Below are 15,971 nucleotides of genomic sequence, written 5' to 3' on the forward strand. Positions count from 1 at the left end.
CCCCGCGCCCCCCCGGAGCTCCCCCCATGAGACGACTCCTCGGCACCCTCGCGGCCGCCGCCCTGGCCCTCACCGGCCTCGCCGGCACCGGCGCGACACCCGCCGCGGCCGCCGCCGGCGGCACGTTCACCGTCCTGACGTACAACGTGGCCGGCCTGCCCGAAGGCCTGAGTTCCGGTCACCCGGCGACCAACACCCCGCTGATATCGCCCCGGTTGGGCGCCTACGACCTCGTCAACGTCCAGGAGGACTTCAACTACCACGCGGCGCTGTACGCGGGCGACGACCACCCGTACCGTACGGCCACCAGCGGCGGCGCCGGCATCGGCGACGGCCTGAACACCCTGTCGGACCTCCCCTTCGAGGACTTCGAGCGCGTCCGCTGGAACGACTGCACCGGCACCGACTGCCTGACCCCCAAGGGCTTCACCCTGGCCCGGGTCCGCCTGGCGGAGGGCGCGTTCGTGGACCTCTACAACGTCCACACCAACGCCGGTGACACGGACGAGGCGCTGGCCGCCCGCCGCGCCAACGTCCAGCAGCTGTCGGACTTCGTCCAGGACAACTCCGCCGGCAACGCGGTGATCGTGATGGGGGACACGAACACCCGCTACACCCGCGCCGGCGACACCATCCGCACCCTCGTCACCGAGAACGGCCTGACGGACGCGTGGGTGGACCTGGTGAAGGGCGGCACCGCGCCGGCCCAGGGCGCGGACGCGCTGCTCTGCCCGGCCACCGCGCCGCCGGACGACTGCGAGGTCGTGGACAAGATCCTCTACCGGAGCGGTGCGCTGCTCTCCCTGACGGCGACCGGCTACCACAACGAGTGGGCGGCCTTCCTGGACTCCGCGGGCGGCAACCTCTCCGACCACTTCCCGCACACGGCCGGCTTCTCGTACACGCTCGACCCGGAGCTGACCGCGAGCGACTTCTTCGGCGGCCCGTACGGCACGGCGTTCAACGACGCGGACGACCTGCCGGCGGCCGTCTCCCCCCGCACCCTGACCCTGAGGGGCGGCGCACGCCTGGACGCGGTGTCCCTGACGCACGACGGCGGCACCACCCTGACCCACGGCGGCACCGGCGGCACGGCGTCGTCCCTCACCCTCGGGGCGGGTGAACACCTCACGAGCGTCCAGCTGACCCAGGGCCAGAAGGACGGCCGGACACGGATCTTCTCGGCGTCCTTCACCACGGACCGGGGCCGCACCCTGTCGGCCGGCACGGCCACCACGGACACCAGGACCTTCACCGCTCCGGCGGGCCGGCAGATCGTCGGCTTCACGGGCCGCGCGGGCGACGAGGTGGACAAGCTGGGCGTGGTGTACGCGCCGATCGGCTGAGCCCGTCCGCGCGCGTACACGGGCATTCCGTCCGGACCGCCCCGGTGCGGGCGCCGTCCGGACGGAGCCCGCCGCACGGGCGCCCGCGGTCAGACGCGGGACACCGTTCCGCAGCCCTCGAAGGCGTCGGCGCCGACCTCCTTACTGCGGTCGTACGGGTCGGTGGCCGGGCCGGAGGGCTGGGGACCCGTCGGCTCGGCGGTGGCGAACTGCGGGTGCAGGAAGCCGTCGTGGACCTCACAGGCCGAGTTGGCGAGCTCCTGGTCGTAATGGCGGACGAGCAGCCGGCCGGACGTCACCCGGTAGCGCGCCGGGTCGGCGAGTTCCGCGTCGATCACGCGGCGCACGATCGTGCGGGTGACCTCGGTCGAGCCGTCGGCGCGGACGACCGGATAGACGAAGGTGTAGTCGGCGTGCACGGCGACGCCGCCGTACTCCCCCTTCGCGAAGGTCATGCGGCCGCGGGTCTTGACCACGTCGCCGACGAGCCGGACCTCCTCGGGGTCGAAGCGGCTGAACAGCTCCAGCGGGTCGTGCTCCTCGTCGGGGACGCGCAGGGAGGTGTCCAGGTGCTCGACGAGTTCCGGCTGCAAGGGGTCGAGCACCGCGAACGCGGCCGTGGGGCGTCCGCCGCGCAGCGTCTTCCCGTCGAGGTTGGCGCCGACCAGCAGTTGCCTGGTCAGGCGCAGCGCCTGTCCGACCCGCTCCGCGGAGACGGAGCCCACCGCCCGCGCGGCCGGCAGGACGACACCGGCCTCGCCGTCGGCCCAGTCGAGGGCCGGGGAGCCGGCGAACGGCCGGTCGAGGGTGGGGGTCTCCTCCGGGGCCTCGGCGGGCGCACCGGTCGGCGCGGCCGTCTCCGGGGGCAGGGGCGAGGCCGCGACGGCCTCCGGCTCCCCCGCGCCGAAGAGATCGCCGGGCAGCAACGACGGCTTCAGCGCCACGGCGAGCAGACCGAGCGCCGCGGCCATGCCGAGGACGGACCAGACCCTCCGCCGCCGGGCGGCCCGTCCGTCCAGCTCCCGCCAGGCGGGCCCGGTACGCCATCCCTCCGGCTCACCCTGCCGCCGCAGCCGCTCGGTGACCATCCGGGCGCGCGCCGACGGCTCCTTCGGGGCGGACGCCGCGCCGTGTTCGCTCTCCTCCAGGAACGCGCGCAACGCGTCGTCGGACAGGGACGAACCGCCCTCGGGCTCTTCGGGGGATCTGCTGGCCACGCTGCTGGTTTCCTTCCTCGGGCCGGATTCCTCCGGCAGGGTTCCTCCGGCCGGATTCCTGCGACCGGATTCCACCGGTCGGCTTCCTCCGGTCGGCTTCCTCCGGCCGGATTCCATGCGACCGGGCGCGAGACCGGGAAGAACCGCCCACCCCGAAACGATCACGAGTGGGGAAGATCTAAGGGATCTCCCGGCGGAAGCACAAGACGTTCACAGGTCCGCTCCAGACGAAGTGAGCATGATCACGTCACAACTGCCGCGAAGCGACAGCTTCCCGGCACCCTCTAGGATTCCCCTGACCTGCCTAGAGACCCCGTTCCCCTACCCGTGAGGCGACCCCATGCCCCGAGCCGGCCTCACCGTCGACCGCCTGGTCGCGGCCGCCGCCGACCTCGCCGACGAGGTCGGGTTCGACAACGTCACGCTCTCCGCGCTGGCCCGCCGCTTCGGCGTCAAGGACGCGAGTCTCTACTCGCACGTCAAGAACCTCCAGGACCTGCGCACCCGCGTCGCGCTCCTCGCCGGGGGCGAGATGATCGACGCCATCGCCGAGGCCGTCGCCGGACGCGCCGGACGGCAGGCGCTCGCCGGGTTCGCCGGGGCCTACCGGGAGTACGCGCTCCGGCATCCGGGACGGTACGCCGCGACGCAGCTCCCCGTCGACCAGGCCGACCGGGACCTCGTCGCCGACGCCCCCGCCTTCCGTCGCACCACCGAGATCACCTACGGCATGCTCCGCGCCTACGGCCTGGAGGAACCCGACCTCACCGACGCCGTCCGCCTGCTGCGCAGCACCTTCCACGGCTACTGCGCCCTGGAGGCCGGCGGCGCCTTCGGCGCACCCCGGGACGTGCGGCGCTCATGGGAGAAGGCGATCGACGCCCTGCACACGGCCCTCGTCCACTGGCCGCGCGAGGAGGAGGACTGAGCCTGTCTCCTCGCCCTCGACACCAGAGCCCGAGGACTGCTGGGTCCCAGCTCCGCACCGGCGCTTGAGCAGCGCCTCCGCCCGGCCCACCTCGCGTACCCGGGCCGGTTGCGGACCGCTTCAGCCGACCGTCCGACCAAGGTGATCACACCGGCCAAGTGCCGTACACATGTGCCCTCTTGACGCCTTCCGTCGTCCGGGTGAAGGTCATGCGATCGGACGCAATCGCCTCCGCACAGGGAGAGAGCATGCGGCTACGCTTCCTCGGGATCATCCCGAACACGCCCGACACGGACTCGCCGACGATCTGGCTGGACGACGAAACAGGTGACCTGTTGATCCAGTCGTACAGGGCCACGGACACCGAGGTGAAGGCGTGCCAGCAGATCGGCTCTGTTCCCGGCCACTCGACGGACGTGCCGGATCACGAGACCATCATCCGGCTCCCTGAAGTCATGTTGCAGTTCATTCCACGCCCGGAGGACAGCGCCGGTGACGAACCCCGTCCTTGAGGGCCTGGCCAAGGCCGAGCGCTCAGCCGTTCACCTCGAAATGCGCGATGCCTACCAGCCCAGCGACCCCGAATTCATCGCGTGGCAGAACGGCAAGCGCCTCGACCCCACGGCGGACCGATCGACGTGGTGGCGTCCGTTCTTGGATGTGGTGACCGCGACGACGGCGCGCAGAGTCGTGATGAGGCGGGCCCGGATCGTCTCGGAGCCGGTGACGGACTACATCAGATACGAGTACGACATGACGTTCCCCAACGTCGCGGTCGGCGAGCTGGTCCGGTGGTTGCCCCGGCGCGAGGCGGGGGACATCCCACTCCCCGGCACCGACCTGTGGATGTTCGACAACTCCTCGGTGCTGTTCACGTACTTCTCCGGAATCGGAGAAGTGGTCGACCGGGAATGGCGCACGGAACCGGCCGTCGTGGAAATGGTCAGCACGGCCTTCGAAACGGTCTGGGAGCGGGCCACGCCGCACGAGGAGTACAAGCCGGTCTGACCGGTCCGACTCATGCCCGCATCACGATCATCAAGTGTTCAGGCAGCCCGGCAAGTCCTTGCCGATCGTCTCCGTGAGATCTGTGAGGACTCCGGGCTGGACGGCAGGGGACTCGCGGCGGCATGTGGCTGGCACCCGTCCAAGGTGTCTCGGATCTCGACTGCGAAGACCCAACCGTCCGCCGACGACATTCGGGCCTGGTGCCGGGCCTGCGGCGCGGAGGACCGAACAGATGACCTGATCGCCTCTCTCCGGGCCGTAGAGGGCATGTTCGTGGAATGGCGCCGGATGGAGCGTGCCGGGCTCCGGCAGGCGCAAGAAGCCCGCTTGCCCCTGTACGAGCGAACCCGCTGGTTCCGCTCGTACTCGCCAGGGCTCGTTCCCGGACTCATCCAGACATACGGCTACACGGAAGACGTGTTGCGCGCGGTCCGGCGCAGGCGGGTTGCGATCGACGATGTGGCGGACGCGGTGGCCGCGCGCATGGAGCGTCAACACGTGCTCTACGAGGGAGACCGGCGTTTCGCGTTCCTGATGGAGGAGTCGGTGCTGCGGAACGCGTTGGGTGAGGCGGAGACACAGGTCGAACAGCTTGAGCACTTGCTCGCGGTCGGTTCGCTGCCCCATGTCAGTCTGGGCGTGGTGCCCATGAAGCTGAGTCGTCCACGCATGCCGGTAGAGGGGTTCTGGATTTACGACAAGGCACAGGTCAACGTCGAGTTGGTCTCCGGCTATCTCACGCTCACGCAGCCCAGCGAGGTGGGGGCATACGCCGACACGTTCGCCATGCTGGCTGAGGCAGCGGTCTACGGCGCGAAGGCCCGCGCGCTGATCACGGCGGCTATGGACTCGCTCGGGTGATCAGCCTGCAATCCCGTGCAATCGACTGGGAGCCGGAGCGCGTGCGCTTCTAGCGTTGTCATCATGGCGACTACCGAGAGAGCCCGAGAAGCGACGGCTGGTGGCGGATCGCCGGAGCTCGGTCGACTGGTCCGGGCACAGGGCGCCGCTCCGTCCCGCCGGCGAACGGGTCCACGATCTCCAGCCCCTGGGCAAGCTCCACCAGTAACAGCGCCGGAAGCGCCCTGACTCACGTCACGGCGCCCGAACCAGGCCCCGGCCCGGTGGCACACGGACCGCGGACCACCGGGCCGGTCACGCACCACCCACCGCCATCAAGGAGAGATGAGCATGAGGGTACGTATCGACCTGTGCGCCCAAAACGGCGACGACGGCCACCCCGGCCAGCCCTGGCAACCCCCGCAGGATCCCCCGAGCCCTGACGGCTCCAGCCCGGAAGGCGACGGGAAGCACCGCAAGTGACGCGCGACGCCCTGCGTATGGACCGCCCCGGCCGCAAGGAGCTGGGGCGGGTCCTCATGGAATCCGGCGCGCTGTCCTCCGACTGGGCGCCGACGTTCGCGACCGTCGACCGGGCCGCGTTCCTCCCGGAGCTCATGTGGCCCTACGACATGGAGGCCCGCGCGAGTGTCCTCATCGACCGGCGGGAGAACCCTGACGCCTGGTACGCCGCGGCGGACAGCAACGTCCCCATCGTCACCCAGTGGGACGACGGAGCGCACGTCGGCCTGGTCCCGGGTGAGCTGTCCACCAGCTCATCGTCCATGCCGTCCGTCGTCTACTCGCTGCTCCAGGACCTGGCGGTGGAGGACGGAATGCGTGTGCTGGACGTCGGCACGGGCACGGGCGAGACGGCCGGCGCGCTGACCCATCGGCTGGGGCGCGAGAACGTGACGACCATCGAAGTGGACGGGATCGTGTCCGCGACGGCCCGCGAGCGACTGCGCCGACACGGCCTCCACCCCCACATGGTCGTAGGCGACGGGGTCGAGGGATACCCGGACACGGCTCCCTACGACCGCATCCTGGCGACCGTCGGCATCCGACGCGTGCCCACGGCGTGGATCGAACAGACCCGGCCCGGCGGGGTGATCCTCGCACCGTGGGGCACGACCTACAGCAACGCGGACGCCGTGCTCCGTCTGGAGGTCCAGGGGGAGGTGGCCACGGGACCCTTCATCCGCTCCGTGGAGTTCATGAAGCTCCGTGCACAGCGAGGTCCCACCGTCCGCCACAGCGACTACATGTCGGCGGGTCCCCTGGAGGAGGCGGAGCACAGCACCACGGACGTCACGGAGGAGATGTTCGTCGCCGACCGTTTCACGGACCTGCCGTTCGTGCTCGGCCTCCGGATGTTCCGGTGTCTCCAGGCCGTGGCGGAGAAGCGGGAGGGTGCGCGGCCCGTCTGGTTCTACGGTCTGACGGACAAGTCCTGGGCGTGCGTGATGTTCAGGGACGGGGAGCGGCATGCCTCCGTCTGGCAGTCGGGACCCCGGCGTCTGTGGGACGAGGCAACCGACGCCTTTCGATGGTGGAAGGACCGGGGATCTCCCGGCGTGACCCGCTTCGGTGTCACGGTCGACGCGTACGGCCAGCACGCATGGCTGGACGATCCGGCGAACGAGTCCTGGCCCCTCTGCCACCGAGTATGAGCAGCCCGCACATGCATCGTTCCCCGTGGCGGACGTGCGGGCTTTCCCTTCTGAGTCCGGCTCCCTCAGTCCTCCCCCCGCTCCCCCGCGCTCCGCTCCACGCAGAACTCGTTGCCCTCCGGGTCGGTGAGGACCGCCCAGCCGGTGCCGTCGGGGTTGCGGCGGTCGTCGGCCAGGGTGGCGCCGAGGGCGATCAGCCGTTCGACCTCCGCGTCGCGCGTGCGGTCCTGCGGTTCGAGGTCGAAGTGGATGCGGTTCTTGGCCTTCTTGCCCTCCGGGACGGTGACGAAGAGCAGGCCCGCGCCCTCGATCAGCGCCCACTCGTCGCCGGGCTCGCCGTCCGTGTGGAGGGGCCGGTCGAGGACCCGCGACCAGAAACCGGCGAGCGCGTGGGCGTCGGAACTGTCGATCGTCACATGGCGGATCGTGGAAGTCATGCGGGGATTCTCATGCAGGCCCCGACGCCGGGCAACAAGATTCGAACGGCTTCGGCAGCGGCGTCGGCACCGGCATCAGGGCTTCTCGACGACCACCCGTACGGTGTCCCCCGAGAGGTCCACCCGGACCTCGGGGCCCCCGCTCCAGCGGACCCGGAGCCCGTGGGCCCCCTCCCCCCGCACCGACACGGTCTCCGCCAGCGGCACGGGATCCGGCTCGGCGGTCAGCCGGGCGAGGGCGACGAAGAGGCTGTCGCCGTCGCCGGTCGTCCCGGCCGGCGACTCCCCCAGCCCGAGGACGGGCAGGATCTCGGCGCGCGCCTCCCCCTCCGCCGCCCACCCGGTCACCCGTACCGGCGTGCCCGGCGCGGCCCCCGTCACCAGATGGGCCCGCACCTCGGCCGCCCCGTGCACGAGCACCACGCTCGTCACCCGCGCCCCGCCGCCCGCCGTGTGCCGGGAGGCCGCCCAGCCCTCGCCCACCCCCAGCGGCTCGATGCCGGTACGGCTCGGGTCGTCCCCGACGATCACGCTGTTGTCGTACGACGAGGAGGGCGCCGTCACCGTCGAGTAGGCGAGCCGCGTGTAGTACGGGTCGTAGCGGACGTCCTCGCTGCCGTGGTTGTGGAGGCGCACCACGCCGTCCGAACGCGTCGACTGGAGCAGCCAGTTGGGCGCGGCGATCGGGGTGGACGCGTCCGCGCGCTCGGCCGGGCCCGGCGTCTCCGGCGCCGTCCACACGGGGTGCTCGGGCGGGAGCAGCAGCCCGAGGAAGCCCTTGCTCGCCCAGTACGGGGAGGCCGGGCCCGAGTAGCCCTGGAGCACGGAGGGGTCGGGGCCGTGCCAGCCGAGGGTCAGCAGGCCCCGTCCGTCGACGGCGCCCCGCTCCAGGAAGTACTTCAGGGCGCCGGAGGCCAGCCGGCGGGTCTCGCCGGGCGGCAGCGGGGTGTGTCCGGTCAGGGCGCCGAGCCAGAGGGGGGCCGTCGTGGCGAACCGGTAGGTGAGGGAACGGCCCTGGCGCACCGGGGCGCCGTCGCCGCCGAACAGGCGGGCGTGGTCGGCGAGGTGGCGTGCGAGCCGGCCGCCGTAGAGGTCGAGCAGGCGGGGGTCGTCGGCGAGCCAGGCGTGCAGGACCGGGTAGAGGTGCATCGCCCAGCCGTTGTAGTAGTCGAAGGCGCGGCGCTCGCCGTCCGTGTACCAGCCGTCGGCGACGTACCACTGCTCGATGCGGTCCAGGCCGCGCTCGACGGCCGCGCGCGCGGCGTCCGTCGCGCAGCCGGCCGCGTCCAGGAAACCGCCGACCGTCACCGGGAACAGCTCCCAGTTGCACGGGTACGGCTTGGCGGTGAGCGCGTCGGCGAGCCAGCCGGCCGCCCGCTGCCGTACGCGGTCGTCCAGGCGGTCCCACAGCAGGGGCCGGGTCAGCCGCAGGGCGAGCGCGATCGAGGCCGCCTCGACGAGCGGCTGGCCGTGGTCCTCGATGCGCGGCCAGACGCCGGACACGCCGGCTTCGAGGCCCTCCGCGTAGCGTTCCAGGACCGTCTCGTCACGGCGGAAGGCGGCGAGGAGGAAGGTGCGGGCGTAGCCCTCCAGACCGTCGGAGAGCCGGCCGGACCAGCTCTCGCGGTCGCCGGGAAGGTGGTAGAGGGCGCGGTCCGCGGTGGCGTACGGCTCCACGGCGGCGAGCAGGCCGTCGGCGGCCGCCTCCCAGTGGGCGCGGGTGTAGCCGGTGCGGGGGCTGAGGACGTGGTCGGGCGGGGGCAGGTGCATCGGCGCTCTTTTCGTCGGGGGCCGGGGCGGACCGGCCCCCCGCGGGGGGGGCGGCCCGGTGCCAGGGCGGGGGCCGTGGCGGGGCCGGGGCCCGGAGACATCCCGGTCCCGGCGCGGTCAGGGCCTGGGGGCGTCCCGGTTCCGGTCGGGGCGCCCCCAGGGGCTCATCCCACCCGCACCTTGCCCCTGGGCACCAGACGCAGGTCGAGGAGCGCGTCGCGGACCAGGCCCGCGTACACGGTGGCGCCGTACGCGGAGGTGTGGGTGTTGTCCCGTTTCTCGTTGTAGAGGTACAGCGCCTTGGAGCCCTCGACGCCCAGGGACTCGACCAGCGCCTTCGTCAGGGCGGTGAGGTCGATCAGCGGGACGTCCTGGGCGGCGGCGACCTCGCGGATCACCGCCGGGTGGTCGACGCCGAGGCCGTTGACCAGCAGGGCCGTGCCGTTGTTCAGCGTGCCGTCGGCGTTGAACCAGCGGCGCACGATCGGGGTGACGAGGACCGGCTCGCCGCCCTTCTCGCGGACTCCCGCCACCAGTGCCTCCAGGTTCGCCCGGTAGGTCGCCTCGTCGGTCGTCTTGTCGTTGTGGGCCAGCTGGATCAGCACCAGGTCGCCCCGGCGGATCTGGGGCTGCACGGTGGCCCACAGCTGCGGGTTCCCCAGGTAGGTGACCGTACTCTCCCCGGAGTCCGCGTAGTTGGCGACCGAGACGCCCTTGCGCAGGTACTGCGGCAGCTGCTGGCCCCAGCCGGAGTAGGGGTCGCCGGGCTGGTCGCAGACGGTGGAGTCGCCGACCAGGAAGATCTGGCGGGTGGCGGAGGTCCCGCCGCGGGAGGCGCCGGCGAGGCGGGCCGGGGTGACGCGGATGTCCGCGAGCGCGGGGGCCGAACCGCCGAGGACGAGGTCCAGGCCGGCGGTGCCGTCGGCACCGGTGGGTTCGCCCTCGGGGGTGCGGACGTTCACCGTGAAGCTGCGGGCGACGCGTTCGCCGGCCGGGACCGCGGTCTCGGGCAGGAGGGAGCGCCGGGTCTCCCCGCTGACGGCGGTGCTCGACGCCGCCTCGCCGCCGAGGAGGACGGTCACGTCGTAGGTGCCGGGCGGGACGTCGAAGTGGCAGGCGGTGGCGGCGCAGTTCTCGATGCCGAGGCCCGGGCCGCCGTCATGGGCCTGGGCGGCGGGGACGGCCGTCAGGGCGGTGGTCAGGGTCAGCGCCGCCAGCACGGCTGGGGTGAAACGTCTCACTGCGGCTCCTCGGTCACGGGTGACAGGGCTGGCGGCTGGACGGTACCGCCTTCGGCAAGCGCTTTCTAGACCCTTGACTCAAATCCAACAATCGCCAACTCCGCGCGCGTGAAAGCCCTTTCGCGAAATCGATTCAACTGCCACGCTGACCCCTCACCCGCACCCCCGTACCCCCACACCTCCCGAAGGAGGCACCCCCATGTCCGGATCCGAGAGCCACCGGCCGGTCCGACGTCGCGCCTTCGTCCTCGGCGCCGCTGCCGCCGCCGGCTCGGCCGCGCTCGCCGGTCCCCTCGCCGCCCCCGCCGCCGCGGCGAGCTTCGGCTACACCGACGACGGCTCGAACTACGTCGTCGACACCGGCGCCAGCCTCGTCTTCAAGGTCAGCAAGACCAACGGCGACCTCACCTCGCTGGTCTACAAGGGCACCGAGTACCAGGGCTACGACGGCAAGAACTCGCACATCGAGTCCGGCCTCGGCACATCGACGGTGACCATCACCCAGTCCGGCTCGACGATCCTGATCTCCGTCACGTACGGCACGCTCAAGCACTACTACGCGGCCCGCAGCGGCGAGAACAACATCTACCTGTGGACCAACAAGGCCGACAGCTCGGTCAGCGCCACCCGTTACATCGTGCGCGTCAAGGCGGGCCTGTTCCTCAACGACGAGCCCGACTCCTACACCTACGCGCCCACCACCATCGAGGCCTCGGACGTGTTCGCGAAGTCCGACGGCCAGACCCGCTCGAAGCACTACTCGAAGCTGCGGGTGATGGACTACGACTACATCGGCTGGACGACCGGCGGCGTCGGCCTGTGGATCGTGCGCAGCAACCACGAGAAGGCGTCCGGCGGGCCCTTCTACCGCTCGCTGCTGCGTCACCAGAGCGCGGACGGCGGCGGCCTGTACGAGATCCTGTACTACGGCCAGAACCAGACCGAGTCCGAGCGCTACGGCCTCCAGGGCCCGTACGTCATCGCCTTCACGGACGGCGGCGCGCCCTCCTCCTCGCTGTACCCGGGGACCCTCACCACGTCGTGGGCCGACTCGCTCGGCCTGTCCGGCTACGTGGCCTCGGCCGGCCGCGGCCGGGTCGCGGGCGTCGGGATCACCGGGCGGAACACGGCGTACGCGTACACGGTGGGGCTCGCCAACTCCGCCGCGCAGTACTGGGGTTCGGCACGCTCCTCGGACGGCTACTTCTCGGTCACCGGCGTCCTGCCGGGGACGTACACGCTGACCGTCTTCAAGGGCGAACTGGCGGTGTACACCACGTCGGTGACGGTGTCCGCCGGCGGAACGACCACCCTCAACACGATCGCGATCCCCTCCTCGAACGATCCGAGCAACGCGAGCGCCATCTGGCGGATCAACGACTGGAACGGCACGCCCAGCGGCTTCAAGAACGCCGACCTGATGACGTACGCCCATCCCTCCGACGTGCGCGCCTCGGCCTGGACCGGCAACGTCGTCATCGGCAGCGGCACCGAGACCTCGGCCTTCCCCTGCTACCTCTGGAAGGACGTCAACAGCGGACTGCTGGTGTACTTCAAGCTGACCGCGGCCCAGGCCGCCGCCGCGCACACGCTGCGCATCGGAGTGACGACGGCCTACGCCAACGGCCGTCCCCAGGTCGTCGTCAACGACACCTGGACGTCGTCGATCCCCTCCCCGCCCACGCAGCCGAGCACCCGGTCGCTGACCAACGGGTCCTACCGGGGCAACAACTACACGTTCACCTACAGCGTTCCGGCGAGTGCCTGGCTCACGGACACCAGCCAGTACAACGTGCTGAGGATCGACGTGGTGAGCGGTTCGGGGACGACGGCCTATCTCAGCGCGGGCACCTCGATCGACGCGATCGACCTGCTGGTCTGATCGGGACGGGCGTCATGTACCGCGCGTCCACTGCTGGTTGGCCGCTCCGTTGCAGGTGTAGGTGATGACCGCGGCGGAGTTGGCGGTGGACGCGCCGTTCACGTCCAGGCACTCGCCGGTGGTGCGGGCCTTGACCAGCCAGTAGCTGCCGGAGGCGGTCAGACTCCACTGCTGGGCGGTGGTGCCGGCGGCGCAGTCCTCCTGGGTGACGTCGGTGGAATTCTCCTGGAGGCACAGGGAACTGCCGCGGCCGACCAGCTGGTAGTAGCCGGTGCCGAGGTCCTTGAACCACCACTTCTGGTTGGTGCCGCCGTTGCAGGTGTACTGGCTGATCGCGACGGCCTGCCACAGGGACTGGTTCGGCACGTCCGCGCACTTGGAGCTGTTCCGGGCGATCAGCGTGTTGTAGGTGGCGCTCGTCCCGCCGACCGTCCCGGCGGTGGCGTCGACCGTGACCTCCGGGTACCAGGACATCGACATCGTGGTCGTGGTCGGGAAGGCCAGCGGCAGCCACACGTACCGGGAGTCGTCGACGGTGCCGCCGAAGGAGTTGCCCCAGCGGTCGCCCAGGTAGAGGTAGGAGGTGCCCGAGGATCCCGTCACCGGCAGCACGTACGCGGTCTGCGACCCGTACGCCGTCGAGTCGCCGACGTTCGTCATCGAGCTCCACGGGCCGGCGAGGGAGGTGGCGGTGGCGTACTGCTGCTGGTTGGCGCTCCAGCCGGTGGCGCCCGAGGTCAGCATGAAGTAGACACCGCCCCGCTTGAAGAGGGCCGGGGCCTCCCGGTGGCCGCCCGCCCAGGGGTTGGCGACCAGGCTGTCGACGCCGAGGTAGTCGGCGGTCAGCTTGTACAGGTGCAGGTCGTAGTTCTCGTTGGCCGCCGAGACCATGTAGCCGGTGCCGTCCGTGTCGACGAACGTCGTGATGTCACGGGACATGTAGGTGCCGAACGGCCGGAAGCTGCCCTGGTAGGTGTAGTCCCCGTCGACGGTGTCGGAGACGGCGACGGCGGCACGGGCCTCGCTGTAGTCGGTGCCGTTCTCCTTGTGCATCCACATCACGTACTTACCGGTGGAGGCGTTGTACACGACCTTCGGGCGCTCGATGTTGGCGGTGGCCAGCTCCGGGTCGCTCGCCTGGGTCAGGACGTGGTTGCGGAACTCCCAGGTCTTCAGGTCGGTGGACCGGTAGGCGTCCACGTACCGGAAGGTGTTGTCGGCGTTGCGGTGCTCGCCGAACCAGTAGTAGTACGAGCCGGACTTGAGGACGCCGCCGCCGTGGGCGTGCACGGGGCTGCCGGTCGTGTCGGTGAACTGCGTGCCGTTGGCGATCGTCTGCGGTGCGGCCTGGGCCGGTCCGGCGGTGGCGAGGGCGCCGGCCAGCGCCAGACAGAGGGCGAGCAGGATCGCGTACGCACGTCTCATGTCACGCACTCTCCTTCACGGTGTCGGCGGCCGTGTCCGCCACGGGGACGCCGAAATGCGGGGTGCCGTCCGGGTTCCAGCCGAGCGCCTGGAACCGGGTGTGGCGATGGGGGTCGTCCAGGGGTTCGCCGTCGATCTCCCGGTACGAGCGGGCGTGGTAGATCAGGACGTCGGTCTCGCCGTCCTCGGCGACCGTGAACGCGTTGTGGCCCGGGCCGTAGACGCCGTTGGCCTCGCTGGTGCTGAACACCGGGACCGGGGACTTGGTCCAGGCGGCGGGGTCGAGGAGGTCGCCGTCGGCGTCGGCGGTGAGCAGACCGAGGCAGTAGCGGTGGTCGGTGGCGCTCGCCGAGTAGGTGAGGAAGACCCGGCCGTGGCGCTTCAGGACGTACGGGCCCTCGTTGACCCGGTGGCCCGCGCACTCCCAGTCGTACTCCGGCGCGGACAGGCGCACCTGGGGTCCGGTGAGCGTCCAGGGGTCGGCCATCGCCGAGAGGAGGATCACGGTGTTGTGGCCGCCGAGGGAGGGGTCCTGCTGGGCCCACGCCAGGTACCGGGTGCCGCGGTGGGTGAAGGTGGTGGCGTCCAGGGAGAAGGTGTCCCAGGCCGTCTCGACGCGGCCCTTCTCCGTCCAGGTGCCCTCGAACGGGTCGGCGGCGGTGTTCTCCAGCACCCAGACGCGGATCGCCCACTCGTCGTCGGCGGGCGCGGCGGCGAAGTAGACGTACCAGGCGCCGTCGATGTGGTGGAGCTCCGGCGCCCAGATGTGCGCGCCCATGTCGCCGGTGGGGTGGGCCCGCCAGATCACCGACTCGGCGGCGGTGGCGAGACCGGCCAGGGTGCGGGAGCGGCGCAGGACGATGCGGTCGTAGTCCGGGTGGGTCGCCGTGAAGTAGTAGTGGCCGTCGGTGTGGCGGTGGACCTGCGGGTCGGCGCGGTGCGGGACGAGGGGGTTGGGGTGCACGGGGTGACCTCTCGCCGAAGTGCCGTTCGGTACTGCGAACGGCATGTGGGATGACGAACGCCGAAAACGTAAGGGCGGGGTGGGAGCGGGTCAACGGGTACGACGGGGGTCGTGTGCGCGGGACGGGCGGGATGGGCGGGAGCCGCGCGGGCGGCCGCCCCGTCCGCATGATGGGCGGCCTGTTCGTACGACGGACGCCGCAGGTCGCGCTCGGCCGCGTCGACTAGCGTCGTCATATGACCAGCGACATCCCCGAATTCTCCGCCCCTCTCACCGAGGCCCTCGCGGCCGGGCCGGTCGTCCTGGACGGCGGCCTGTCCAACCAGCTGGCCTCCGCGGGGCACGACCTGAGTGACGAGCTGTGGTCGGCGCGGCTGCTGGCGGAGCGGCCCGAGGCGATCACCGAGGCGCACCTCGCGTACTTCCTCGCCGGCGCGGACGTGGCGATCACCGCCAGCTACCAGGCCACCTTCGAGGGCTTCGCCAGGCGCGGGATCGAGCGCGAGAAGGCGGCCGGACTCATCGCCCTGAGCGTCGGGCTGGCACGGGACGCCGCGCGGGAGGCGTGGGCGCGGGGCGTGCGGCGGCCGCTGTACGTGGCCGCCTCGGTCGGGCCGTACGGCGCGATGCTCGCGGACGGCTCCGAGTACCGGGGCGGGTACGGGCTGGGCGTCGCGGAGCTGGAGGCCTTCCACCGGCCCCGCCTGGAGGTGCTGGCCGCCGCCGGACCCGACGTGCTGGCCCTGGAGACGATCCCGGACACCGACGAGGCGGAGGCGCTGCTGCGGGCGGTGCGCGGGCTCGACGTGCCGGCCTGGCTGTCGTACTCCGTCGCGGGCGACCGCACCCGTGCCGGGCAGCCCCTGGAGGAGGCGTTCGCCCTGGCCGCGGACGCGGAGGAGGTCATCGCCGTCGGCGTGAACTGCTGCGCGCCCGAGGACGTCGACGGCGCGATCGGGACCGCCGCCCGGGTGACCGGCAAACCGGTCGTCGTCTACCCCAACAGCGGCGAGACCTGGGACGCCGGGGCCCGCGCCTGGAACGGCCGCTCCACCTTCGCCCCGGACGAGGTCCTCGGGTGGCGGGACACGGGCGCCCGGCTGATCGGCGGCTGCTGCCGGGTGGGCCCGGAGGCGATCACGTCGATCGCGCGGACGCTGGCGGCGGGATAGGCGCGGCGGCGGTCAGTGGCGGCGGTCACGGCCGCCGGGCGGTCAGTGGGGGCGGTCACGGCCCCCGG

General features: G+C 71.6%; 16 protein-coding genes. 10 read left to right on the forward strand and 6 right to left on the reverse strand.

Going from position 1 to position 15,971, the window contains the following annotated elements; translation table 11 throughout:
* The first annotated feature begins 26 nt into the window (after nucleotides 1-26).
* A complete protein-coding gene (locus ACFYWQ_RS11380; RefSeq protein ID WP_389515104.1) occupies nucleotides 27-1,346 on the forward strand; it encodes a jacalin-like lectin in 1,320 nt (439 codons plus the stop codon).
* 89 nt (nucleotides 1,347-1,435) lie between these two features.
* Here ACFYWQ_RS11380 and ACFYWQ_RS11385 read toward each other — a convergent pair whose 3' ends face one another.
* Complete coding sequence (locus tag ACFYWQ_RS11385) at nucleotides 1,436-2,563, reverse strand: hypothetical protein (protein ID WP_389515106.1); 1,128 nt, start codon at nucleotides 2,561-2,563, stop codon at nucleotides 1,436-1,438.
* Nucleotides 2,564-2,903: 340 nt separating this feature from the next.
* Between ACFYWQ_RS11385 and ACFYWQ_RS11390 the strand changes: the two genes are divergently transcribed.
* The 6 genes from ACFYWQ_RS11390 (at nucleotide 2,904) to ACFYWQ_RS11415 (ending at nucleotide 7,012) form a co-directional block, all read left to right on the forward strand.
* On the forward strand, nucleotides 2,904-3,491 hold the full coding sequence (locus tag ACFYWQ_RS11390; RefSeq protein WP_389515108.1) for a TetR-like C-terminal domain-containing protein: 588 nt from the start codon (nucleotides 2,904-2,906) through the stop codon (nucleotides 3,489-3,491).
* Nucleotides 3,492-3,739: 248 nt separating this feature from the next.
* Nucleotides 3,740-4,003, forward strand: coding sequence for a hypothetical protein (locus tag ACFYWQ_RS11395; RefSeq protein WP_389515110.1), 264 nt, complete (start codon nucleotides 3,740-3,742; stop codon nucleotides 4,001-4,003).
* Complete coding sequence (locus tag ACFYWQ_RS11400; RefSeq protein WP_389515112.1) at nucleotides 3,984-4,499, forward strand: DUF6879 family protein; 516 nt, start codon at nucleotides 3,984-3,986, stop codon at nucleotides 4,497-4,499. Before ACFYWQ_RS11395 ends, ACFYWQ_RS11400 begins: the two co-directional genes overlap by 20 nt.
* 12 nt (nucleotides 4,500-4,511) lie before the next feature.
* Complete coding sequence (locus ACFYWQ_RS11405) at nucleotides 4,512-5,360, forward strand: helix-turn-helix domain-containing protein (RefSeq protein WP_389515114.1); 849 nt, start codon at nucleotides 4,512-4,514, stop codon at nucleotides 5,358-5,360.
* A 330-nt stretch (nucleotides 5,361-5,690) separates the two neighbouring features.
* Entirely contained in the window at nucleotides 5,691-5,822 is a 132-nt protein-coding gene (locus ACFYWQ_RS11410; RefSeq protein WP_389515116.1) for a hypothetical protein, read from the forward strand.
* Complete coding sequence (locus tag ACFYWQ_RS11415) at nucleotides 5,819-7,012, forward strand: methyltransferase domain-containing protein (RefSeq protein WP_389515118.1); 1,194 nt, start codon at nucleotides 5,819-5,821, stop codon at nucleotides 7,010-7,012. The genes ACFYWQ_RS11410 and ACFYWQ_RS11415 overlap by 4 nt, the downstream gene beginning before the upstream one ends.
* Nucleotides 7,013-7,077: 65 nt before the next feature.
* Here the strand turns inward: ACFYWQ_RS11415 and ACFYWQ_RS11420 are convergent, their stop codons facing one another.
* The 3 genes from ACFYWQ_RS11420 to ACFYWQ_RS11430 all read right to left on the reverse strand — a co-directional run bounded on the left by ACFYWQ_RS11420 (nucleotide 7,078) and on the right by ACFYWQ_RS11430 (nucleotide 10,460).
* Nucleotides 7,078-7,449, reverse strand: a complete 372-nt coding sequence (locus ACFYWQ_RS11420; protein WP_389515120.1) for a VOC family protein — start codon at nucleotides 7,447-7,449, stop codon at nucleotides 7,078-7,080.
* A gap of 75 nt (nucleotides 7,450-7,524) precedes the next feature.
* Nucleotides 7,525-9,219 carry a DUF2264 domain-containing protein gene (locus tag ACFYWQ_RS11425; protein ID WP_389515122.1) on the reverse strand — a complete coding sequence of 565 codons (1,695 nt, stop codon included), beginning with the start codon at nucleotides 9,217-9,219 and terminating at the stop codon, nucleotides 7,525-7,527.
* Between the two features lie 164 nt (nucleotides 9,220-9,383).
* Complete coding sequence (locus tag ACFYWQ_RS11430; protein WP_389515124.1) at nucleotides 9,384-10,460, reverse strand: rhamnogalacturonan acetylesterase; 1,077 nt, start codon at nucleotides 10,458-10,460, stop codon at nucleotides 9,384-9,386.
* A 199-nt stretch (nucleotides 10,461-10,659) separates the two neighbouring features.
* Here ACFYWQ_RS11430 and ACFYWQ_RS11435 point away from each other — a divergent pair, with 199 nt between their 5' ends.
* Nucleotides 10,660-12,342: a rhamnogalacturonan lyase B N-terminal domain-containing protein gene (locus tag ACFYWQ_RS11435; RefSeq protein ID WP_389515126.1), complete on the forward strand. Its 1,683-nt coding sequence runs from the start codon at nucleotides 10,660-10,662 to the stop codon at nucleotides 12,340-12,342.
* Between the two features lie 12 nt (nucleotides 12,343-12,354).
* Here the strand turns inward: ACFYWQ_RS11435 and ACFYWQ_RS11440 are convergent, their stop codons facing one another.
* On the reverse strand, nucleotides 12,355-13,767 hold the full coding sequence (locus ACFYWQ_RS11440; RefSeq protein WP_389515129.1) for an RICIN domain-containing protein: 1,413 nt from the start codon (nucleotides 13,765-13,767) through the stop codon (nucleotides 12,355-12,357).
* A gap of 1 nt (nucleotide 13,768) precedes the next feature.
* Nucleotides 13,769-14,776 (reverse strand): family 43 glycosylhydrolase, encoded by a 1,008-nt coding sequence (locus tag ACFYWQ_RS11445; RefSeq protein ID WP_389515131.1) that lies wholly within the window; start codon nucleotides 14,774-14,776, stop codon nucleotides 13,769-13,771.
* A 5-nt stretch (nucleotides 14,777-14,781) separates the two neighbouring features.
* Here ACFYWQ_RS11445 and ACFYWQ_RS11450 point away from each other — a divergent pair, with 5 nt between their 5' ends.
* Nucleotides 14,782-14,958 (forward strand): hypothetical protein, encoded by a 177-nt coding sequence (locus ACFYWQ_RS11450; protein WP_389515132.1) that lies wholly within the window; start codon nucleotides 14,782-14,784, stop codon nucleotides 14,956-14,958.
* 9 nt (nucleotides 14,959-14,967) lie between these two features.
* A complete protein-coding gene (gene mmuM / locus ACFYWQ_RS11455) occupies nucleotides 14,968-15,903 on the forward strand; it encodes a homocysteine S-methyltransferase (RefSeq protein WP_389515133.1) in 936 nt (311 codons plus the stop codon).
* Nucleotides 15,904-15,971 lie beyond the last annotated feature (68 nt).

This window comes from Streptomyces sp. NPDC003247 (assembly GCF_042888135.1).
Lineage (GTDB): Bacteria > Actinomycetota > Actinomycetes > Streptomycetales > Streptomycetaceae > Streptomyces.

What these genes read in the sequence shown, in the direction of transcription:
- ACFYWQ_RS11450 (WP_389515132.1), top strand. Translation starts at nt 14,782, where the DNA reads ATGACGAACGCCGAAAACGTAAGGGCGGGGTGGGAGCGGGTCAACGGG.
- ACFYWQ_RS11390 (WP_389515108.1), top strand. Translation starts at nt 2,904, where the DNA reads ATGCCCCGAGCCGGCCTCACCGTCGACCGCCTGGTCGCGGCCGCCGCC.
- mmuM (WP_389515133.1), top strand. Translation starts at nt 14,968, where the DNA reads ATGACCAGCGACATCCCCGAATTCTCCGCCCCTCTCACCGAGGCCCTC.
- ACFYWQ_RS11420 (WP_389515120.1), bottom strand. Translation starts at nt 7,449, where the DNA reads ATGACTTCCACGATCCGCCATGTGACGATCGACAGTTCCGACGCCCAC.
- ACFYWQ_RS11435 (WP_389515126.1), top strand. Translation starts at nt 10,660, where the DNA reads ATGTCCGGATCCGAGAGCCACCGGCCGGTCCGACGTCGCGCCTTCGTC.
- ACFYWQ_RS11410 (WP_389515116.1), top strand. Translation starts at nt 5,691, where the DNA reads ATGAGGGTACGTATCGACCTGTGCGCCCAAAACGGCGACGACGGCCAC.
- ACFYWQ_RS11445 (WP_389515131.1), bottom strand. Translation starts at nt 14,776, where the DNA reads ATGCCGTTCGCAGTACCGAACGGCACTTCGGCGAGAGGTCACCCCGTG.
- ACFYWQ_RS11405 (WP_389515114.1), top strand. Translation starts at nt 4,512, where the DNA reads ATGCCCGCATCACGATCATCAAGTGTTCAGGCAGCCCGGCAAGTCCTT.
- ACFYWQ_RS11425 (WP_389515122.1), bottom strand. Translation starts at nt 9,219, where the DNA reads ATGCACCTGCCCCCGCCCGACCACGTCCTCAGCCCCCGCACCGGCTAC.
- ACFYWQ_RS11395 (WP_389515110.1), top strand. Translation starts at nt 3,740, where the DNA reads ATGCGGCTACGCTTCCTCGGGATCATCCCGAACACGCCCGACACGGAC.
- ACFYWQ_RS11440 (WP_389515129.1), bottom strand. Translation starts at nt 13,767, where the DNA reads ATGAGACGTGCGTACGCGATCCTGCTCGCCCTCTGTCTGGCGCTGGCC.
- ACFYWQ_RS11380 (WP_389515104.1), top strand. Translation starts at nt 27, where the DNA reads ATGAGACGACTCCTCGGCACCCTCGCGGCCGCCGCCCTGGCCCTCACC.